At 61.0% G+C, this 18,222-nt stretch carries 17 protein-coding genes; 6 read left to right on the plus strand and 11 right to left on the minus strand.

What is annotated here, in order from left to right; genetic code table 11:
• Window positions 1–74: 74 nt before the first annotated feature.
• The 5 genes from IOD40_RS20210 to IOD40_RS09220 form a co-directional block, all read right to left on the minus strand.
• Window positions 75–203, minus strand: a complete 129-nt coding sequence (locus IOD40_RS20210; RefSeq protein ID WP_267905073.1) for a hypothetical protein — start codon at window positions 201–203, stop codon at window positions 75–77.
• A gap of 209 nt (window positions 204–412) precedes the next feature.
• Window positions 413–2,491: a prolyl oligopeptidase family serine peptidase gene (locus IOD40_RS09205; protein WP_198476253.1), complete on the minus strand. Its 2,079-nt coding sequence runs from the start codon at window positions 2,489–2,491 to the stop codon at window positions 413–415.
• A gap of 116 nt (window positions 2,492–2,607) precedes the next feature.
• Window positions 2,608–3,312, minus strand: coding sequence for a glutamine amidotransferase (locus IOD40_RS09210; RefSeq protein WP_198476254.1), 705 nt, complete (start codon window positions 3,310–3,312; stop codon window positions 2,608–2,610).
• On the minus strand, window positions 3,309–4,334 hold the full coding sequence (locus tag IOD40_RS09215; RefSeq protein ID WP_198476255.1) for a homoserine dehydrogenase: 1,026 nt from the start codon (window positions 4,332–4,334) through the stop codon (window positions 3,309–3,311). Before IOD40_RS09215 ends, IOD40_RS09210 begins: the two co-directional genes overlap by 4 nt.
• Before the next feature lie 113 nt (window positions 4,335–4,447).
• Window positions 4,448–5,281 (minus strand): alpha/beta fold hydrolase, encoded by an 834-nt coding sequence (locus IOD40_RS09220; RefSeq protein WP_198476256.1) that lies wholly within the window; start codon window positions 5,279–5,281, stop codon window positions 4,448–4,450.
• 454 nt (window positions 5,282–5,735) lie between these two features.
• Here IOD40_RS09220 and IOD40_RS09225 point away from each other — a divergent pair, with 454 nt between their 5' ends.
• A complete protein-coding gene (locus IOD40_RS09225; RefSeq protein WP_233713913.1) occupies window positions 5,736–6,860 on the plus strand; it encodes an alpha/beta fold hydrolase in 1,125 nt (374 codons plus the stop codon).
• 78 nt (window positions 6,861–6,938) lie between these two features.
• Here IOD40_RS09225 and IOD40_RS09230 read toward each other — a convergent pair whose 3' ends face one another.
• From IOD40_RS09230 to IOD40_RS09255, 6 genes are all read right to left on the minus strand, one after another.
• Window positions 6,939–7,610 carry an ankyrin repeat domain-containing protein gene (locus IOD40_RS09230; protein ID WP_198476257.1) on the minus strand — a complete coding sequence of 224 codons (672 nt, stop codon included), beginning with the start codon at window positions 7,608–7,610 and terminating at the stop codon, window positions 6,939–6,941.
• Between the two features lie 211 nt (window positions 7,611–7,821).
• A complete protein-coding gene (locus IOD40_RS09235) occupies window positions 7,822–8,661 on the minus strand; it encodes an ABC transporter permease (protein WP_325099697.1) in 840 nt (279 codons plus the stop codon).
• Window positions 8,658–9,845, minus strand: coding sequence for an ABC transporter substrate-binding protein (locus IOD40_RS09240; RefSeq protein ID WP_198476258.1), 1,188 nt, complete (start codon window positions 9,843–9,845; stop codon window positions 8,658–8,660). The genes IOD40_RS09235 and IOD40_RS09240 overlap by 4 nt, the downstream gene beginning before the upstream one ends.
• A 15-nt stretch (window positions 9,846–9,860) precedes the next feature.
• Window positions 9,861–10,637: an ABC transporter ATP-binding protein gene (locus IOD40_RS09245; RefSeq protein WP_198476259.1), complete on the minus strand. Its 777-nt coding sequence runs from the start codon at window positions 10,635–10,637 to the stop codon at window positions 9,861–9,863.
• Window positions 10,634–11,713 carry an acyl-CoA dehydrogenase family protein gene (locus tag IOD40_RS09250; protein ID WP_198476260.1) on the minus strand — a complete coding sequence of 360 codons (1,080 nt, stop codon included), beginning with the start codon at window positions 11,711–11,713 and terminating at the stop codon, window positions 10,634–10,636. Before IOD40_RS09250 ends, IOD40_RS09245 begins: the two co-directional genes overlap by 4 nt.
• Window positions 11,710–12,285, minus strand: a complete 576-nt coding sequence (locus IOD40_RS09255) for a carboxymuconolactone decarboxylase family protein (RefSeq protein WP_198476261.1) — start codon at window positions 12,283–12,285, stop codon at window positions 11,710–11,712. The genes IOD40_RS09250 and IOD40_RS09255 overlap by 4 nt, the downstream gene beginning before the upstream one ends.
• A gap of 319 nt (window positions 12,286–12,604) precedes the next feature.
• Between IOD40_RS09255 and IOD40_RS09260 the strand changes: the two genes are divergently transcribed.
• From IOD40_RS09260 to IOD40_RS09280, 5 genes are all read left to right on the plus strand, one after another.
• Window positions 12,605–13,630, plus strand: a complete 1,026-nt coding sequence (locus IOD40_RS09260) for an ABC transporter substrate-binding protein (protein WP_198476262.1) — start codon at window positions 12,605–12,607, stop codon at window positions 13,628–13,630.
• Window positions 13,631–13,694: 64 nt separating this feature from the next.
• Window positions 13,695–15,188 (plus strand): sugar ABC transporter ATP-binding protein, encoded by a 1,494-nt coding sequence (locus IOD40_RS09265; RefSeq protein ID WP_198476263.1) that lies wholly within the window; start codon window positions 13,695–13,697, stop codon window positions 15,186–15,188.
• A 69-nt stretch (window positions 15,189–15,257) separates the two neighbouring features.
• Window positions 15,258–16,250: an ABC transporter permease gene (locus IOD40_RS09270; RefSeq protein ID WP_198476264.1), complete on the plus strand. Its 993-nt coding sequence runs from the start codon at window positions 15,258–15,260 to the stop codon at window positions 16,248–16,250.
• Window positions 16,247–17,203 carry an ABC transporter permease gene (locus tag IOD40_RS09275; protein ID WP_198476265.1) on the plus strand — a complete coding sequence of 319 codons (957 nt, stop codon included), beginning with the start codon at window positions 16,247–16,249 and terminating at the stop codon, window positions 17,201–17,203. The genes IOD40_RS09270 and IOD40_RS09275 overlap by 4 nt, the downstream gene beginning before the upstream one ends.
• Window positions 17,200–18,219 carry a LacI family DNA-binding transcriptional regulator gene (locus tag IOD40_RS09280; RefSeq protein ID WP_198476266.1) on the plus strand — a complete coding sequence of 340 codons (1,020 nt, stop codon included), beginning with the start codon at window positions 17,200–17,202 and terminating at the stop codon, window positions 18,217–18,219. The genes IOD40_RS09275 and IOD40_RS09280 overlap by 4 nt, the downstream gene beginning before the upstream one ends.
• Window positions 18,220–18,222: the final 3 nt, after the last annotated feature.

The raw sequence follows: 18,222 nt of genomic DNA on the forward strand, positions 1-18,222 counted from the left end.
GGCGAGTGCGGAGGAGCCGAGCCGTGGCGATATACCGAAGGCTTCAGCAAGACCGATTGGCCCCGGGATCGGAATTATTCAGCTGCCACCCGCGCCAACGGCGCTGTGTTGGACAGGAAATCCATGACGACAGCCAGCGACGCTGCGGACTGATCCTGCGTGTTTGGTTCCAGCTCTTTGGCGGGCGCTCTGTTCAAGTCCATCACATCTCTCCTACTGCTTCGGGTTGAACATCAACTGATCGCCTGTACGGCGCAGCGCACTGGGACACGAGGCGTTTCAGGAGCCAACTTACAGACGGCTTTTGCTGGATGCGGCGCAGGACCGATCGTGAACGTGCCAATCTTGCGGTCTATTGGCGACGTGTGACCTGTTGGCAGCAACAGGAAATCCCGTTTATCGCGGAGGTGAATCAGAACTCAATCTCGTCACTTTCGTTCTGGTCGACCTCCAGACCCGTCCAGTGGGCAGCAATCGCCCACATATCTGCATAGAGCGCGATGACCTTGTCGAGCGGCATGCCTGCTCCGTGGCCCGCCCGCGTTTCAACGCGGACAAGCTTCGGCGTAGACCCGAGGTCAGCAGCCTGCAGCGCGGCGACATACTTGAAGGTATGGCCGGGGACGACGCGGTCATCGGTATCGGCTGTTGTGGCAAGGATTGCGGGATAGTCCAGCCCTGCACGAATGTTGTGGTACGGCGAATAGCTCAGCAGTGCGTGGAAATGCCGTTCCTCGTCCGGACTGCCGAAATCGGACATCCACAAGGCTCCACCGCTGAAGCGATGATATCGAACCATGTCCATGACACCGACGCTCGGAAGTGCTGCCGCAAAAAGGTCCGGGCGCTGGTTGACAACCGCACCGACCAGCAAACCGCCATTGGACTCGCCCTGTATAACGAGCCCGTTAGCGCTCGTTATGCCTTCAGCCTTGAGGAAGTCCCCCGCAGCTGCGAAGTCATCATAAGAGTTCTGCCGTTTCTCGAACTGTCCGGCCATGTGCCACGCCCGACCGTACTCTCCGCCGCCCCTGATATTGGCGATGGCAAGAACTCCCCCCTGCTCGACCCATGCCATCTGCGAGGGATTGTAGTACGGGACCATGCTGATGCCGAAGCCGCCGTAACCGTAGAGGAGCGTCGGCGCAGGACCTGTGACATCGACGTGGCTCACAATGGAGATCGGGATGCTCGTCCCGTCCTTTGATTTGTAGAAGCGCTGACTGACCGATATCTGCCTGAGCATTTGGGGGGCGTTCGGTTCCGCCCAGACTTCGCTGCGGTTCGCTGCCACATCATGGCGAAATACGGTCATGGGCGTATCGAAGCTGGAGAATACGAAGAACGCCTCATTATCGTCTTCACTGCCCTCGAAGCCGCCCGCGCTACCGATACCGGCAAGCGCCACAGTTCCATCTGGCGTCCCGTCTAGGGCAAAGCGGCGGATTTCCGTCTTCGCGTCGACCAGATAGGTCGTCAGCAACCGCTCACCCAGAAGGGCGGCGTTGGTGAGCACCGCATCGTCCTCCGCCACTAACTGCACCGGCTCCGCTTTGCCTAGCGCGAGGTCAAGCGTCACGATCTTGCGCCGCTCGGCGCCTTCATTCGTCTGCAGGTAGAGCAGGTCACCCCTGTTTCCGATGACCGTCCACTCCGCATCAAAGTTCTCAATTAGGTTGCGGGGAGCCCAGGCGTCGCGGGCAAGGTCGATGATGGCGAGCGCATTCACACCGGCACCGGGCGTGGCATAAACAAGGAGGTATCGCCCATCACGGGTTCGATCAACGATATGCAGGACGGCAGGCTTGTCGCGACCGGAATAGACGAGCCGGTCATCCGCTTGCGAAGTCCCCAGCGCATGGAAATAGATGGCATGGTTGGAGACGCTTGCCGTGGCGCGCGTTCCCTCTGCCGGTGCGGGATAGCGGGAATAAAAGAAGCCGGACCCATCCGCCATCCAGACGATCGCGGTGAATCTTGCCCAGTGCACCTGATCATCGAACATTTTGCCTGCATCGACATCCAGTACCCTGATCGTGCGCCAGTCCGTACCACCACTCTGGACGCTAAAAGCCAGCAGTCGCCCGTCATCGGAGGCAGCCCATTCACCAAGCGCGTCGGCGCTGTCGTCTGACCAATCGTTCGGATCAATGACGATACGATCCTTGCCATCGTCATCTCGCATCCAAAGGCTATGCTGGTTGTCACCTCCCTCGTTCTTCGTGAAAAAATAGCGCCCGCCCCGCTTGATCGGCGGAGTGAGCTGCTCGTAGTTCAGGAGGATCGCCAGCCGCTCGCGGAAGATGTCGCGACCCGACAGAGTAGCCAGGTAGCGCTGCGTCAGCGCGTTCTGTGCATCAACCCATTCGGCGACGTCTTCGTCACTGCGTACGTCGTTCTCGAGCCAGCGATAGGGATCGACGATGGTGTGGCCGAAGTGCTCCTCGCTCACGTCAACGCGTTTCGTTTCCGGATAGTTGTTGGACCGCATTTTTGTTTCCAAATACCAGGGAATGAGGGACTCGTTCGCCGTGCTCCAAGGTCTCCTTGAGCGGCGTGATTTCGAACCAGAAGAAGAAGACCAGTACGTCCGGCTGGCCTTTGGATCTAAAGCCTCAACTGCGACAGCCAGCCGGCCAGAAGGTCAGTGCCGGCTTTCCGCAGCTTGCTTGAATGTCGGCTGGCATCGCTGCGCAGGACCGAAGGATTGATGCCGATCGTCGCCAGTTCGCTCGCGTGCCCCACAAGCCAGCGCTCGAACCGCTCGCCATCGACTTCCGGATGAAACTGGAGGGCGAGGACATTCGGCCCCCGCGAGAAGGCCTGGTTCTGGCAAATCGTCGTCGACGCAAGCCGGTTCGTCCCTGCCGGCAGGTCGAAGGTGTCGCCATGCCAGTGAAGAACGGGAACGTCGCGCAATGCGTCGAGAAAATTGCGCCCACCTGTTTCACTGAGGTCTAGGGCGGACCAACCGATCTCTCTTTCTGGAGCCGGATAGACCCGTGCACCAAGGGCTGCCGCCATCATCTGCGCCCCAAGACAGATGCCAAGCGTCGGGAGGTCTGCCCCCAGGCGCACCCTCAGCAGTTCAATTTCGGCCGCTATGAACGGGTAGTCGGCGTGATCGTAGACGCTGATCGGGCCACCGAGGATGAAGAATAAATCGGCATCCAGCGGGTCGAGAGTCGCGGGGTCGCGTTCCGCGATATCGATGTATTCGATCGCATAGCCCGCCTCTTTCAAAGGAATCTCGAAGCTACCGAGATCCTCGAACCCAACATGGCGTAGGGCCAGCGCCAGACGTCGGGTCATGGCGATGCTCGCGGTACCGGGACAGGCCGCACCCTGGCCGCCAGTATATGCTCCAGGTCTTTCAACGCGGCCGCCGCGGTGGAGAGCGGCTCCGTCCCGGAGCCCATTGCGATCGTTTCGCCCATGGCGTCCGTAATGATGCGGATTGCCTTGTTCTTTCCCCTCAGACGGGCGAGAGGGTCGGAGATTGGCAAGGCCCTTATTCCGACACTGGCGCGGAACTTACCCTTCACGTTGGCAAGATGTCCGACAAGCTTGGGCACGAGACCTTCCGAGCGCCACGCAGTGATGCGCTCCTTCGTGACCGACTGAATTCCCTCGACGGACAGATCTTCCATCACTAAGCCTGCGTCGAGGCCAAAATTGGCGATGATCAAGAGCTTGGCTGCAGTGTCCCAGCCTTCGGTGTCGTTCCGCGGGTCGGCTTCGGCGAAGCCCCCTGCCTGCGCGCGTCCCAGAGCCTCGTTGAAGCTCAGCCCCTGACTCATCATCGCGTCCAGCAGGTAGTTGGTGGTCGCATTGAGGATGCCCTCTATTTCGAGCACCTGGCACCCCTTCAAACTGTGCTCGAGAAGATCAATCGTCGGGAGGGCTGCAGCAGCGGCGCCGCTGATTTTCAGCATTGCTCCCGAGGTCTCTGCGAGGGCTCGCAGTTTTACTCCGCTGTGGACCAGCGCACCCTTCGATATAACGATCGTGTCGCGTCCGGCCGCAAGGGATGGTTGGATGTAGGAAAGGCCCGGTCCTCCCGTGCGGAAATCGCTTGGGCCCGCTTCGATGAGAATGTCCGCAGCGCTCGTCTCGATGAATTTCGGGCCCGTCAAACCCTCCTCAAGCGCATCCAGATGCTCAGCTTCAAGGCCATCGGGATCAGCCAGTCCGGAGCGCGATCCGCAGACCGCGACCAGACGAACGTCTGCTCCGTAGACCTGAAGGTAGCGGTCCCGGCGGGTGAGGAGAAGGTCTGCCGCAGCTCGCCCCACGCCGCCGAAACCGGCAATAGCAACCGCTATAGTAACCATTTCTGTGATCCCTTGGCTGCAGGCTTCCTCCGCATCCTGGTGCGGTGACTTTTACCGAGACAGTGTTTTTGTGTTCAATGCGCTCGCGTCTTCCATAAAAAAGATCAAACTCCTCAGCCTTCCCGAATGAACGAAAGGATGTCGGCGTTGATCAAATCCGGATGCGTTGCAAACAGCCCGTGAGAAAGACCGGGGTAAACTTTCAACCGGCCGTTTCGCACCAGTTTGATCGCCTTGTTGGCCGAGTTTTCGATCGGCACGATCTGGTCATCCTCCCCGTGAAGAAACAGCACCGGAACGTTGATCGATTCCAGATCTTTGGTGAAGTTGGTCTCGGAAAAGGCAGCGATACAGTCGTAATGGGCCTTCGCACCACCAGCCATTGCCTGACGCCACCAATTGTGGATCAAACCCTCGCTGATCTCGGCGTCGTCGCGATTGAAGCCATAGAACGGGCCGCTTGGGACTTCCAGGTAGAACTGGGCGCGGTTCCTAGACAGGGCCACGCGAAATCCGTCGAAGACTTCCATCGCTATGCCATCCGGGTTTTTGTCCGACCGGACCATGACAGGCGGTATAGCGCCGATCAGGACGGCCTTGGCTATTCGACCACGCTCCGCTCGGGCAGCATAGCGGGTGACCTCGCCGCCGCCGGTGGAATGGCCAACATGAACCGCATCGCGCAGATCCAGAGCTTCGGCAATCGCTGCCACGTCTGACGCATATGTATCCATGTCGTTGCCGGTGTCCGTCTGATCGGAGCGACCGTGCCCGCGCCGATCATGGGCGATCACGCGAAACCCCTCGGACAAAAAGAACAGCATCTGGCTGTCCCAATCGTCTGCGCTGAGCGGCCAGCCATGGTGAAACATTACCGGCTGTGCGTCTTTTGGTCCCCAATCCTTGTAGAAGAGGTTTGTGCCGTCGGGGGTGGTGATGGTTCCCATCGCGTATCTCCTTCAAACTCGGCCAGAGCAGAGTCGCAGAACAGCAATGCCAGCGCGGCGCCGATATCGCTTCTCAGGACAGAGAGCCGATCTTCCTTCTGTTCCGCGTTGTTTCCACACATAGCGCGGGTGGCTGCGTGTTGGATGATGACCCTAGCAAGCAAGGGCGAAGTTTGCGGTGCAGAATTTGCGGCTTAGGTGCCGATTTTGCTGATCAGTCACGCCCAACCGAAAGCGAAGCGAGAGATGTTCGGGCTGTCCGGTCAATCCGGGCCGCGACGGGTTCGAAGTTCCGATCCCGGAACTCGTTAATGGCCGCAAGATCGGCTTCCCAACAGCAAATCCTGCGCCGCAGATCGTTCTCCGGCTCGCTAAGGTCACCCCCGTTAGCAGTGAGTATGCGTGAGCATCTCTCCTGCTCCCAGAGCAACCCCAATCCAAAAGGTCAGCTACGATGTACCTTTCGCGTCGCAAACTCCTCGCAGGGCTGGGCGCAGTGGCGCTGACAACCGCCTTGTCGGCGAGCTACAGTCACGATGGCACCTCTGCCGAGCTTTCAGGCATGCCGCCCGTGCATTATGTCGAAACCAACGGCATCCGGATGGCCGTTTACGAGGCTGGGACTGGGCCCACTATTGTTCTGCTCCACGGCTTTCCAGAACTCGCCTACTCCTGGCGGAACCAGATATCTGCGCTCGCTGACGCCGGTTACCACGTCATCGCGCCCGACCTTCGCGGCTATGGCCGGACTGATCGCCCCGCTGCGGTGGAAGATTACGATCTGGCCAACCTCACCCGCGACCTCGTCGGGCTTCTTGACGAACTGGACATCGAGAGGGCCGTGTGGATGGGCCATGACTGGGGCGGCATCCTTGCCTGGCAGATGGCGCTGTTCCATGAAGAACGCACGTTGGGCGTGATCAGCATTACCACGCCGTTCATTCCGCACTGGCACTATTGGCTGCACCCGGAGCAGTTGAATGGCTTGGCACCAGCAGGTTTCAGCCCAGACCCCACTATCGATCCAGTCGCGCAAATGCGGCAGATCTACAGCCCGGACATGTACGTCCTCATGATTCAGGATGGAGAAGAAGCCGACCGGCTGCTGTCACATGATCCGGCCCGTAGCTTCCGCACAATGGTCCGCAAGGACGTCATTGCCCCCGCTGATTACTTTGGCTTGCCTGCTGAATATCGCCAGATGGCTTTCTTCACGCCGCTGGGCCAGCCAGAAGCGCAAATGCTGGGTGAGGAAATCCTCAATGCAGATGATCTGTCCTACTTCGCGTCCAGCTTTGAAGAAACCGGCTTCACCCCGGCATTAAATTGGTATCGCAACCTGTCACGTAATTGGAAGGCGGGCCTGAATGTGGACCAGATCGTGCGCGTCCCCTCTCTGATGATCACTGCGGAGAACGACGTCGCCTTTACGCCGGGCATGGCCGAAGGCATGGACGAGCATGTGCCTGATCTGGAGACTGTGCTCATAGAAGGAGCGGGGCATTGGACATTGTATGAGAAGCCGGACGAAGTAAGTGCCGCGGCCATCTCCTGGCTCGACAGGCGCATCGCGCAATAGCTGTCGGCCCATTTCGGCACCATTGCGACGTGCCAGACCTGTTGTGCGGGATGAGGCACGCCGATTGCCTCGGCTCAGTCAGCGGGCGTTGGCTGCTTCAAGGATCTCGATGACTTCGCGATAACCGCTCTCTCGCGCGTGCTGGAGAGACGTTACACCGTCGCGATCGGCAAGGTTCACGTCTGCGCCAGCCTTGACCAGCAGGTCGACGATTTCGGTATGGCGCTTGCCTCCATCGCCGAGGATGACGGCCTCGAGCAGGGCAGTCCAATGCAGATTGTTGACGTGGTCGACGTCAACGCCCGCTTCAATCAGGGTTTTCACCGTTTCAACATGCCCGCGCTCAGCGGCTGGAATCAGAGCCGTGCCGCCGAAGCGGTTCGTGCTTTTCAGGTCGGCACCATGCTTGAGCGTCATCTTGAGGATCTCGAGATGTCCGCGCGCGCCGGCATAAAGGTAGGGGCTGTCGGTGATGTTGTCCTTCGCATTCACATCTGCGCCAGCTTCGATCAGAACCCTGGCCGCGTCGATCGCATTGGCGTGGGTAGCCACAAGCAGCGGGGTGGCACCACTCGCATTTCGTGCATCAATCTCCGCACCCTTGCGCAAGAGCTGGGCAACGGCGGCAACGTCATTTCTTTGGGCGGCATCGTGAAGCGGCGTATTTTTCATGATTTCTCCCGCGAAAAGGTGCGATGTGCCAGCGATCAGCATAACACTGCCACCGATCAGAACTTTGCGACGATGCATGGGCACCCTCCCCTGTCAGTGCATGCGGGCCCGCCGCATGATCTTCTGTCCTGACGAATCCATAGGAAAAGAGAGGTAAAAAACCGAAATCACGATTGGTTCATAGACGCCCATCCCTGCGCCTTTGCGGGATCTGTTTCCTGCAACAAAGATCGTGGCACATCGCAGCATCCGGAGCGGTGGCGATGCGCTACCGCCCCCACCTCAAAGCTCAGGCGTTTGCGGGTGCGTAGCGCTGGACGACCTTGCGCGCAGCCAGGTCGATGATGTAGCCGATCACGCCGATCGCGATCACTGTCGCCATCAGTTCGGGATAAGCAAGGCGGTCGCGCGTATCGAGGATGAAGTAGCCAAGGCCGGCCTGCACGCCCAGCATCTCGCACGGCACCAGCACGATCCAGGTGATGCCGATCGCAAGCCGAAGCCCGGTCAGGACGTTTCCGAGCACCCCCGGGATGACGACCCGAGTGAGGGTTTCGAAGCGTGTCGCCGCAAGGCTCTTCGCCAGAAGCAGCCAATGACGATCAAGCTGACGCACGCCAGCAGCCGTGTTGAGGAGGATCGGCCAGACTGCAGCGGAGGCTAGCAGGAAGTAGATCGGCGCATCGCCGACGCCGAACATCATCACCGCGATTGGCATCCAGGACAGCGGCGATATCATCCGCAGGAACTGGAATGCCGGCGTCGTAGCCGCTTCCGCAAGGCGCGAGGCGCCCACGAGAAGGCCAAGCGGCACGCCGACCGCAAGTGCGGCCGCAAGCCCGATCAGCACCCGCTTGAGGCTGACGGCTATATGCACCCACAGATCCGGACCGCTCAGCAGCGTTACCAGCGCAGGCAAGGCTGACGTCGGCGAGAAACGGCGCGCAAAGCTACGTTCGGCTGCAAGGACATCAGTGCCGAGCCACCAGAGTGCAAGGATGAGAAGAAGGCCAGACAGTCCCAGCGCAGCATGCAGCGCGCGACGCCGCAGTGCCGCCCTGTCGGGTGAAACCACGCTCGTTGTGCTCCCCGTAGACGCCTGGCTCATCTCATCGGCAAAGACACTCACGCCTCGATGACCTCCTGGCGGTCAAAGGAATCCGCAAGACCGAACGCCTGAAGGCCGCCGACTTCCGCGATCGCCTTCTTGACGAAACGATCATCGACGAGGTCGCGCGCGGCAAAGGCCGGGTCGAGCTCATCGAGAAACGCGCGGTCGCCCTCGACATGCGTTTCCTTCAGAAGCTTGACCAGCTCCTCGGTGTAGGTCGGGAACGGGTAAGGCTGGAAGTCGATGCGGCGGTCGCGCCACTCCGGATGCTTGATTGCGCCGGTCTTGACGTATTCGGCCAAATCCTCGTCGGTCGGCGTCAGGACGCGCGACAGGATTTCCGGGCTGTGCGGCGTGTATTTGTTCTCGTTGGCCGACGACAGAAGCTGCGCGGTCTCGGCACGGTTGTCGCGGGTCCAAAGCTGCGCCTTGACCATGGCGTTGACAACCTTCTGCGACCATTCGGGGCGCTCATTGAGGTCTTGTTCGTTCATGAAGACGACGCAGCAGGCGTGATCCTTCCAGACGTCGCCGGTAAAGCGCAACACCTTGCCGACCTGGTTGACCTCGGCGGCCGCATTGAACGGCTCGGCAACGATGTAACCTGCGATCTGACCAGCCGCAAGCGCAGGCACCATGTCGGACGGGGCCATGATGAGGAGATTGACCTCATCTGGCGCGATCTGGCCTGACGATCGGGTCACCGACTTCAGACCGTTTTCGCGCAGCAGTTTCTGGAGGACGACGTTGTGTATCGAGTACCAGAACGGGATGGCGACGGTCTTGCCGCCAAGATCTGCCACCGAGTTAATGTCGTAGGCGACGCTGAGGCCAGACCCGCTGGTGTGGTTCCAGGCAACCGCCTTCGCCGGCGTCTGACTTCCATAGCGCGCCCAGACAGTGATCGGCGACAACAGATGCACGACGTTGACCTGACCGGCGAGGAATGCCTCGACGATCTGCGACCAGCCGCGAAACAGGATCGGCTTTTCAGCCTGCAGCCCCTCAGCCTCGAAGAAGCCCTTGCCGTGCGCCACCAGAAGCGGCGTGGCGTCTGTGATCGGCAGATAGCCGATTTTCACCGGTTCGTCGGCAGCACGCGCCTTGCGCGAAGACAGGAACGGCATCGCGCCTGACGCGGTCAGCAGAGCAGACAGCTTGACGATATCGCGGCGGGAGAACAGGAAATCATCAGTCGGCATCGGTTTAATCCGTGATTAATGGCGGCGAACCGCATTGCGCAGCGTCGAGACGATCTCGACGCGAATTTGGCCAAGTTCTTCGACGAAATCTTCGCGAGGCTTTGGCAGGTCGATCGCCCATTCGCCGATCTGGGAGGCGGGCGATCCGCCCAGCAAGATGATCCGGTCGGACACCAGGAGCGCCTCATCAATGTCGTGCGTCACCATCACGGCTGCGGTCCCGTAATCGCTGACGATCTTGATCAGCAGACGCTGCATGTCAGCACGCGTCACCTCATCGAGGGCGCCAAACGGCTCGTCGAGCAGAAGCACCTGCGGCTCGCGGGCAAGGCAGCGTGCCAATGCCGCGCGTTGCGCCATTCCACCCGACAGGGCAGCCGGGCGCAGCTTTCGCGCCTGCGAAAGGCCAACTTCGTGAATAGCCTGATCGACGCGAGCCTGAAGCTCGGAACGATTGATCTTCGGCTGCTTCTTGAAGTCCAGCCCAAAGGCGACGTTGCTTTCAAGGTCTAACCACGGAAGCAGCGCCGGGTTCTGGAAGGCCATGGCGAGGCGCGGATGAACGCCTGAAACGACGCGGCCACCTGTCTCGACCTGTCCCGCGCTCGGCTGCTGCAGGCCAGCCAGCACCCGCAGCAGGCTCGACTTGCCCACGCCGCTGGAGCCCAGCAGCGAGACAATCTCACCCTTGGAAAGATCAAGGCTGAAGCCGCTCAGGACCGGCTTGTCCGCGCCGTCATAGCGCAGGCCGACATTGCGGGCGCTCAGGGCAGGTGTCGCATCAACACTCATGCTGCGGCTTGCCTTTCAAGCAAGGCCGCCTTGAGCTGAACCAGGCTTGGCGTGATCAGCGGCACGAAAGCCGCCTCACGCCAGCGGCGCGCAAAGGAACGGCCGGGGCCAGCGAGATAGGCCTTGCCGCCAGATGCCTGCAATTCGAGCGAGACGGCTTCGGCGACGATCTCGGCGAGCTCGATGCGAATTTCAAACAGCGGCACGGCATTGGTTTCAAACTCGTGACTACGAAGCCCTTCGTACATGCGTGCTTCGGCGCGATCGAGACGCTGGATCAGATGCGCGGTCGGCTCGCCAAGTACGCTGCGCCCAGCGCCAGCGATCTTGCCAGCTTCGCTCAGCGCACGGCGAGCAAGGCCAATCGACATGCCGCATTGAAGACCCGCAAAGGCCGGGCGCACCTTCGGCAGCCACTGGCCGGCATTGTCGGAGAAGATGCGCTCGCGCGGGATGCGCACATTGGTCAGCGTCAGCGCTGCCGTATCCGACGAGCACATGCCCATCAGTTCGAGATCATCCGAGCGCACGAGGCCTTCATCGTTATGCGAAACGGTGACGACCAGCGCCGGGCCGCCATCGGCCTGATCGACCGCTGCAGCGACGTGGAAACCGTCGCGGCGCAGATTGGTCACCCACGGCATCTTGCCGTTGAGGATCAGGTCATCGCCATCGGCCTCGGCCACGATCTGCAGAGGCTCGAGACCCGCGAGGAACTTCATCGCATTGGAAAGCCCGGTCGCGCCCGCAACCTGGCCGTCGAGAATGTGCCCCAGTTGCTGCGTCTCCAGCACCCCGTTCGGGCTCTGGAGCAGATATTCCACATAGGTCCGCTGGCCCCAGAGGATGAAAGCGGCTGCCAGCGACTCCTCCGCAACCGCGGCAATGGCGGCAATGCCGTCGACGATGTCTCCGCCGGTGCCGCCCTTTTCAACAGGAACGCCCGCGCGAACCAGACCTGCGCTCGCAAGACGCGGCAGGATCTCGGCCGCCGGAACTGCGCCCGTGTCGACATCGCAAGCGACGCCGGCAAGCCATTCGACGAGATCGGCAGGAAGGTTCACGCGCTGGCTCATTCTGCTGCTGCCTGAACGCTTTCCGGCTCCCAGCGATACGCTTCAAGCTGCGGATTGAGCGGCGGCTGGCCAAGATTGTTGGCGAAGTTGCAAAGGGTCGCGAGGCTCACGCCAAGCACCACTTCAAGAGCCTGCTGGTCCGTGTAGCCGGCAGCCTTGAACGTCGTGAGCGCCTCATCGGACACCGCGCCGCGGCTGGCAATGACCTCTTCGGTAAAGCGAGCGACAGCGTTCAGGCGCGCATCGGGAACAGTCGTCTTGTTGCGGAATGCATTGACGACACCCTCGTCCAGGCCCGCCTTCTTGTACGAGATGGCGGTGTGGCCAGCCACGCAGAAGCCGCAGCCATGGGTCACGGCAGCCGTCACCTGCACAGCCTCGCGCTCGGCAAGGGTCAGCGAGGCGCGGCCATTGATACCGCCAACGGTCAGGTAGGTTTCCAACGCCACCGGCGCATTGGCGAGAACGCGCAGCAGGTTCGGCAGGAAGCCGTTGTTCTTTTCTGCGGCAATCAAGCGCTCCCTGGCTTCTTCGGGTGCATCCTCGATGGTGCGAAGTGGCAAACGGGACATCTGATCTTCCTCGGTAACTGAATCCATAAATTGCGCGGAATGTAGCATTGGCCCACTGATGTGCCTTGGCAGCGCGCTCTCATTTCTTCAGTGCGCTCGGAATATTATTCCAACAAAAGTTGCGGTCAGGGCAGGAACGTCTTCCCACCTGGCAGACGACGACTGCCACACCTTGGCTGCGGTTGAAAAAATCGTTTGATCTTAAGGCTCCGCAATAATCCGAAGTAACGTGGGCGAGACTCGATGCAGAAATTTCTTGAAATCGATTTCATTATCCAATTACAATCGATTTCATCAGTTCGCACCAAGGGAGGAACCTGTGAAGAAACTGACCCAGCTTGGACTCGCCGGCGTTGCCGCCGCCGCGATTTCCGCCTCAGCCGCCGCAGCAGCAGACTACAAGATCGGACTCTCCAATGGGTGGGTCGGCTCGGAGTGGCGCACCCAGATGATCGAAGAAGCCCAGGCTGCCGCTGCCGCCTGGACGGAAAAGGGGCATAATGTCGAGGTGGTGGTGCAAAGCGCCAATGTCGACGTGCCGGGTCAGATTGCTCACGTGCGCAACTTCATCAATGAGGGCGTCGACGCGATCATTATAAACCCCAACAGCCCGACCGCATTCGACCCTGTCTTTGCCCAGGCAAAGGAAGCCGGGATCCTGGTGATCTCCACCGACGCTGAAGTTTCTTCTCCTGATGCTCTTTACGTTGGCATCGACCAGACGGCCTGGGGTGCCGCTGGTGCGGAATGGCTGGCCAAGGCGCTGGACGGCAAGGGCAATGTCGTTGCCATTAACGGCGTCGCCGGCCACCCGGCCAATGAGATGCGTGTTGCTGGGTACCGCTCGGTCTTCGAAAAATACCCGGACATCAAGATCGTCAACGAGGTGAACGCGAACTGGGATCAGGCGCAGGGCCAGCAGGCGATGCAGAACCTTCTCGCCACCAACCCGGACATTAACGGCGTCTGGGTGCAGGACGGCATGGCTGCCGGCGCGTGGAAGTCGATCATGGATGCCGGCAAGGCCGGCGACATCGCCGCAACCGGTGAGATCCGCAAGGACTTCATCGATCTCTGGACCGCTGAAAAGCTGAACTCCGGCGCATCGGTAAACCCTCCCGGCGTGATGGCCTCAGCGCTGAACGTCGCCGTCTTCATGCTTGAGGGCCGTGAACTGAAGGAGCCGGCAACGGCGGGCCAGTACAAGAACGCTATGTATCTGCCGATCCCGTTCATTGACTCTGACAATCTTGCCGAAGCGGCAAAGCAGGTCGACGGCAAGCCGGGCTACTACTCCTACACCAGCGCCCTCTCGATCGACGAGGCCGAGGCACTGTTCAAGTAAGTCTTCCTCCACGACCGGAAGCGGGGTCAGCCCCGCTTCCGCCTGAAGGCAGGAGATCCACGACATGGCGAAGCTGAAGATCAGCGGCGTAAGTAAGGCTTACGGCGCAACGGTGGCGCTCAGCCGCGGCGACCTCGAGCTGCAGGCCGGCGAGGTGCACGTTCTCATCGGATCGAACGGGTCCGGCAAGAGCACGCTTTGCAAGATCGTCGCCGGCTCTGTTCGGCCGGACAAGGGCGAAGTGCTGCTCGACGGCAAACCGGTCACCATGAGCGGGCCGCGAGCTTCCAAGGCGCTTGGCATCGGCATTTTCTACCAAGAGCTCAGCCTCGCGGCTCGCCGCACGGTAGAGGAGAATATCTGCCTTCCCGATCTGCCGATGAAGGGTCCGTTTGTCGACCGCAAGACGCTCTCTGAGCGCGCGGCCCGCTACATCGCCCTGTTCGACGGCGTGACGGGCGAAGGTTTTTCCCCCGACGCCACAGTCGACATCCTTCGTGCTGACCAGCGGCAGCTTGTCGAGATCATGAAGACGCTCGCCAGCGAAGCTTCCATCCTCATATTTGACGAGCCCACTTCGGCGCTCGACCGCGCCCAGGTGGATCGGTTCTTTCAAATTCTGACGCGCCTGAAGCAGGAAGGCCGCGCCATCGTCTTCATCTCCCACCGCATGGATGAAATCTTTTCCATTGGCGATCAGGTGACCGTTCTGCGCGATGGCGCAACGATCGGCACCTCGCGCATCGCTGACACCAACGCGCAAGAAATTGTGCGCATGATGGTTGGCGAAGAACCCGCCATCGCTGCTCAGGCGCAGACAAGTTCGGCGGCCTCTGGCCCAGTCGCGCTGCGCCTTGCCAATCTGTCGGGCGCTGGCTTCTCCGATATCGGTTTTGAGGTCAGGCAGGGCGAGATCCTCGGCCTCGGCGGTTTGCACGGTCAGGGCCAGTCTTCGGTGCTGCGCGCACTGTTTGGTGCCGGCGCGGTTACATCCGGCGACGTATCGCTTGAGGGCGCGAGCTATCGGCCGCACGATCCGCGCGCCGCGATCAGAGCCGGTCTTGCCTACGTCTCGGGCGATCGCGGCCGCGACGGCGTCATCCAGGGCCGCCCCATTCTTGAGAACGTGACCCCGATCCATTTCCTCCGAAATCGCCTCAGGCTTGCAAGCCCGGCCTCTTTGAAACGCAAGGCGACGCCCGCGGTTGAAGCGTTGAAGACCAAGTTCGCCAGCTTTGCTCATCCGATAGGCTCGCTGTCTGGCGGGAATCAGCAGAAGATCGTGATCGCGCGCTGGCTGATCGATAGACCCAAGGTGCTGCTGCTCGATGACCCCACCAAAGGCATTGACCTGTCGGCCAAGGCAGATCTGTTTGCGCTGGTGCGCACACTCGCGGCCGAGGGCATGGCGATCGTCCTGTACTCGTCCGAAGACGCAGAACTTCTCAGCAATTCCGACCGCATCCTCGTCTTCAATGGCGGACGCATCACCCGGGAACTCACAGGCGCAGAGCGGACCCGCTTCAACCTCTACGAAGCCGCCTACGAGGCCGCATGATGAGGACTGTTTTGGTCGTTTCGCGGGGCGCGCTGACACCCCTACCCCTCACCCGTCACAGGAGACAGCATGATGGTTGATGCTGTTGCCACACCGCCGCGCAGACCGGGCGGCATCAAACGTTTCATCGAAGCCTATCCGTTTCTGCCGGCGCTGATCATCATGCTGGTGCTGCTTGCGCTCAATGGCATCTGGCAGCCCCGGAGCGTCAGCCTTGTCGGCATCACTGGTCTCATCAAGACCTACATGGCGCTGATGCTGCTCGCCGTCGCGCAAACCTATGTCGTCTATGCCGGCGACATTGACCTTTCCGCCGGAGCCATTGTCTCGCTGGTCAATGTGGTCATCGTCGCGGTGATGGCCTCGCTGGGCGACAGTGGTGTCTCCGTCCTCGCGGCCATGGCCATCGGCCTTGGCGCTGGCCTCGCCTGTGGCATCGTCAATGGCATTGTGGTCGCGGCCTTTCGCCTGCAGGCTATCGTCGCCACTTTTGCCACCTCGATCTTCTTTACCGGTCTTGCGCTTTGGGTGATGCCGGTCGCCGGAACGCCCGCTCCCGCCACCTTCTGGCGGACCTATGGTGGACGCATTCTCGACGTTCCGTTCGTGTTCTGGGCCGCGGCCCTGCTGGCGGTCATTCTCTATCTGCTCGCCCGCACGCGTCACGCACTGCAACTGCTCGCCGTTGGCGACGACGCGCAGGGTGCCTATCAAAGCGGCCTGCCGGTCACGGCGATCCGCATACGCGGCTATGCCATGTGCGGTGTGTTCGCAGCCCTTGCCGCCTTCTGCATCACCGGTGACACCGCCAGTGGCGATCCGCTGGTCGGCGGCAAGATGACCCTCTACTCCATCGCAGCGGTCGTTCTTGGCGGAACCGCGCTTGCCGGGGGCTATGGCACGGTGGTCGGCTCGGTCTTCGGCGCGCTGATCATCGGCCTCATCAACTCCCTCGTTTACTTCGTCGGCACACCGTCAGAGTGGCAGAACCTTGTCCAGGGCCTTGCCATCCTCGTGGCGTTGGTCGCCGGGATCCTGATTGGCCGGAGAGCACGCGCATGACCCGGCTCGTCGACACTTTGAAGACCCCCATCATCGTCGCTCTGGCGCTGATCTTCCTGCTGCTCATCGTTGGAGAAATGCTTTCGCCCGGCTTTGCCTCGCCAACGCAGATCATGCGCCTTTTGATCGTGGCGGCTCTGCTCGGCATCGTCGCGGCAGGCCAAAATCTCGTCATCCTCGGCGGGCGCGAAGGCATTGATCTGTCCGTAGGCGGCGTTGTTTCGCTGTCGGCCATCATCGCTGGAAATCTGATGAACGGCCAGGATGCCGGCATTCCGCTCGCCATCCTCGGATGCGTCGCCACCGGAGCATTGATCGGCCTCATCAACGGCGTCGGCGTCACCTTGATGCGCATTCCGCCTTTGGTGATGACGCTCGGCATGCTCGGCGTCCTGCAAGGCCTTCTTGTTGTCATTCGCCAGGGCATCCCGTCCGGGCGCGCAGCACCCGGCCTCTCCCAATTCGTCACGCAGCCATTCCTATTGGGGCTCCCAGGCATCATCTGGCTCTGGGTGCTGATCGGTCTGTTCCTCGCTTTCCTCTTGTCGCGCACGGTCTACGGTCACCGCATCTATGCGATCGGATCTAATGAGCAGGCGGCGCGCATGGCAGGCGTTCCGGTTGCGGCAATCCGCATCTCGCTCTTCGCGCTTTCCGGTGTCTTCGCCGCCATCGCCGGCATTTGCCTGATCGGCTATTCCGGCTCGTCCTTCGCCAATGTTGGCGAGCAGTACATGCTGCCGTCGATCATCGCGGTGGTGTTTGGCGGAACCTCGCTTGCCGGTGGCAAGGGCGGCTACACCGGCACAATGGCAGGCGCGATGATGCTCACCGTGCTTCAGGGCATTCTGACCACCGTGAATATTGATGAGTCCGGACGCCAGATGATCTTCGGCGCAACGCTGCTGCTCCTGATGTTGTTCTACGGCCGCGGGAAGGCCATGCGCGCATGAACAGCAGGCCCAAGATCAAGGACATTGCCGAGCGGGCGGGCGTTTCACCCGCCACCGTATCGCGCGCGCTTTCAGGCAGTGGCCTTGTCGCCGAACCAACGCTCTCGCGCATTCGCGAGACCGCGAGGGCGATGAACTACCGCCCGAATGTCAGCGCGAGAAATCTTCGCACCCAACGCTCCATGTCGGTGCTTATGGTCGTCCGGGACATCAGCAATCCCTTCTACCTCGAAGTCATGAAAGGGGTCGAGGAAGCAGCCAGCGATGCCGGCTACTCCGTCCTCATGGGAAACACCCAGAACAACCCGCGCCGCGAGACGGAATATTTCGACATGCTGCGGGACGGCCATGCCGACGGAATGATCCTGATGACCGGCAAGCTGCCTCCGAGGCTCGAGTCCGAAGGCAGTGCTTTGTCCCAGCTCCCGCTGGTCGTCGCATTGGAAACAATTGAAGGTTATGGCCTGCCGCATGTGCAGATCGACAATCGCGGCGCTTCTCGTGAAGCGGTCGAGCACCTCATCGGCTTGGGCCATCGCCGCATCGCTCACCTCACCGGTCCCCTCCCGGAACTGATGGCGACGTTGCGCCGAGACGGTTGGCGCGAGGCGATGCAAGCAGCGGGCCTCGACATTCCCGCCGCCTATGAGCAGCGTGGCGACTACCTCCTTCGTACGGGGCAGGAACTGACTGCGAAACTTTGGGAGCTGCCTGAGCCGCCGACGGCCATCTTTTGCGCCAATGACGAAATGGCGTTCGGCGCGATCCATGAATTGCGCAGGCGTGGCCTTGATGTTCCCGCCGACGTCTCGGTCGTGGGTTTCGACGACATTTATCTGAGCCAGGCGCTGTTTCCGCCACTGACGACGGTGAGCCAGCCGCGCGCCGAGATTGGCCGCAAGGCCATGTCCCTGCTTTTGGACGTCATCGGCGAAGCTGATCTGCCACCTGATCCGGTGGTGATGCCAACGATCTTGAAAATACGCGGGACGACCGGTCCCGTCCGCGAGAATTGAGGG

Origin of the sequence: Aquamicrobium zhengzhouense, from assembly GCF_016124105.1 — a bacterium.
GTDB lineage: Bacteria > Pseudomonadota > Alphaproteobacteria > Rhizobiales > Rhizobiaceae > Aerobium > Aerobium zhengzhouense.

Excerpts from the sequence above, each read along its gene's own strand:
- IOD40_RS09210 (WP_198476254.1), bottom strand. The coding sequence starts at position 3,312 with ATGACCCGACGTCTGGCGCTGGCCCTACGCCATGTTGGGTTCGAGGAT.
- IOD40_RS20210 (WP_267905073.1), bottom strand. The coding sequence starts at position 203 with ATGGACTTGAACAGAGCGCCCGCCAAAGAGCTGGAACCAAACACGCAG.
- IOD40_RS09240 (WP_198476258.1), bottom strand. The coding sequence starts at position 9,845 with ATGCCGACTGATGATTTCCTGTTCTCCCGCCGCGATATCGTCAAGCTG.
- IOD40_RS09275 (WP_198476265.1), top strand. The coding sequence starts at position 16,247 with ATGACCCGGCTCGTCGACACTTTGAAGACCCCCATCATCGTCGCTCTG.
- IOD40_RS09205 (WP_198476253.1), bottom strand. The coding sequence starts at position 2,491 with ATGCGGTCCAACAACTATCCGGAAACGAAACGCGTTGACGTGAGCGAG.
- IOD40_RS09255 (WP_198476261.1), bottom strand. The coding sequence starts at position 12,285 with ATGTCCCGTTTGCCACTTCGCACCATCGAGGATGCACCCGAAGAAGCC.
- IOD40_RS09250 (WP_198476260.1), bottom strand. The coding sequence starts at position 11,713 with ATGAGCCAGCGCGTGAACCTTCCTGCCGATCTCGTCGAATGGCTTGCC.
- IOD40_RS09265 (WP_198476263.1), top strand. The coding sequence starts at position 13,695 with ATGGCGAAGCTGAAGATCAGCGGCGTAAGTAAGGCTTACGGCGCAACG.
- IOD40_RS09215 (WP_198476255.1), bottom strand. The coding sequence starts at position 4,334 with ATGGTTACTATAGCGGTTGCTATTGCCGGTTTCGGCGGCGTGGGGCGA.
- IOD40_RS09220 (WP_198476256.1), bottom strand. The coding sequence starts at position 5,281 with ATGGGAACCATCACCACCCCCGACGGCACAAACCTCTTCTACAAGGAT.
- IOD40_RS09270 (WP_198476264.1), top strand. The coding sequence starts at position 15,258 with ATGATGGTTGATGCTGTTGCCACACCGCCGCGCAGACCGGGCGGCATC.
- IOD40_RS09230 (WP_198476257.1), bottom strand. The coding sequence starts at position 7,610 with ATGCATCGTCGCAAAGTTCTGATCGGTGGCAGTGTTATGCTGATCGCT.
- IOD40_RS09245 (WP_198476259.1), bottom strand. The coding sequence starts at position 10,637 with ATGAGTGTTGATGCGACACCTGCCCTGAGCGCCCGCAATGTCGGCCTG.
- IOD40_RS09280 (WP_198476266.1), top strand. The coding sequence starts at position 17,200 with ATGAACAGCAGGCCCAAGATCAAGGACATTGCCGAGCGGGCGGGCGTT.
- IOD40_RS09225 (WP_233713913.1), top strand. The coding sequence starts at position 5,736 with ATGTACCTTTCGCGTCGCAAACTCCTCGCAGGGCTGGGCGCAGTGGCG.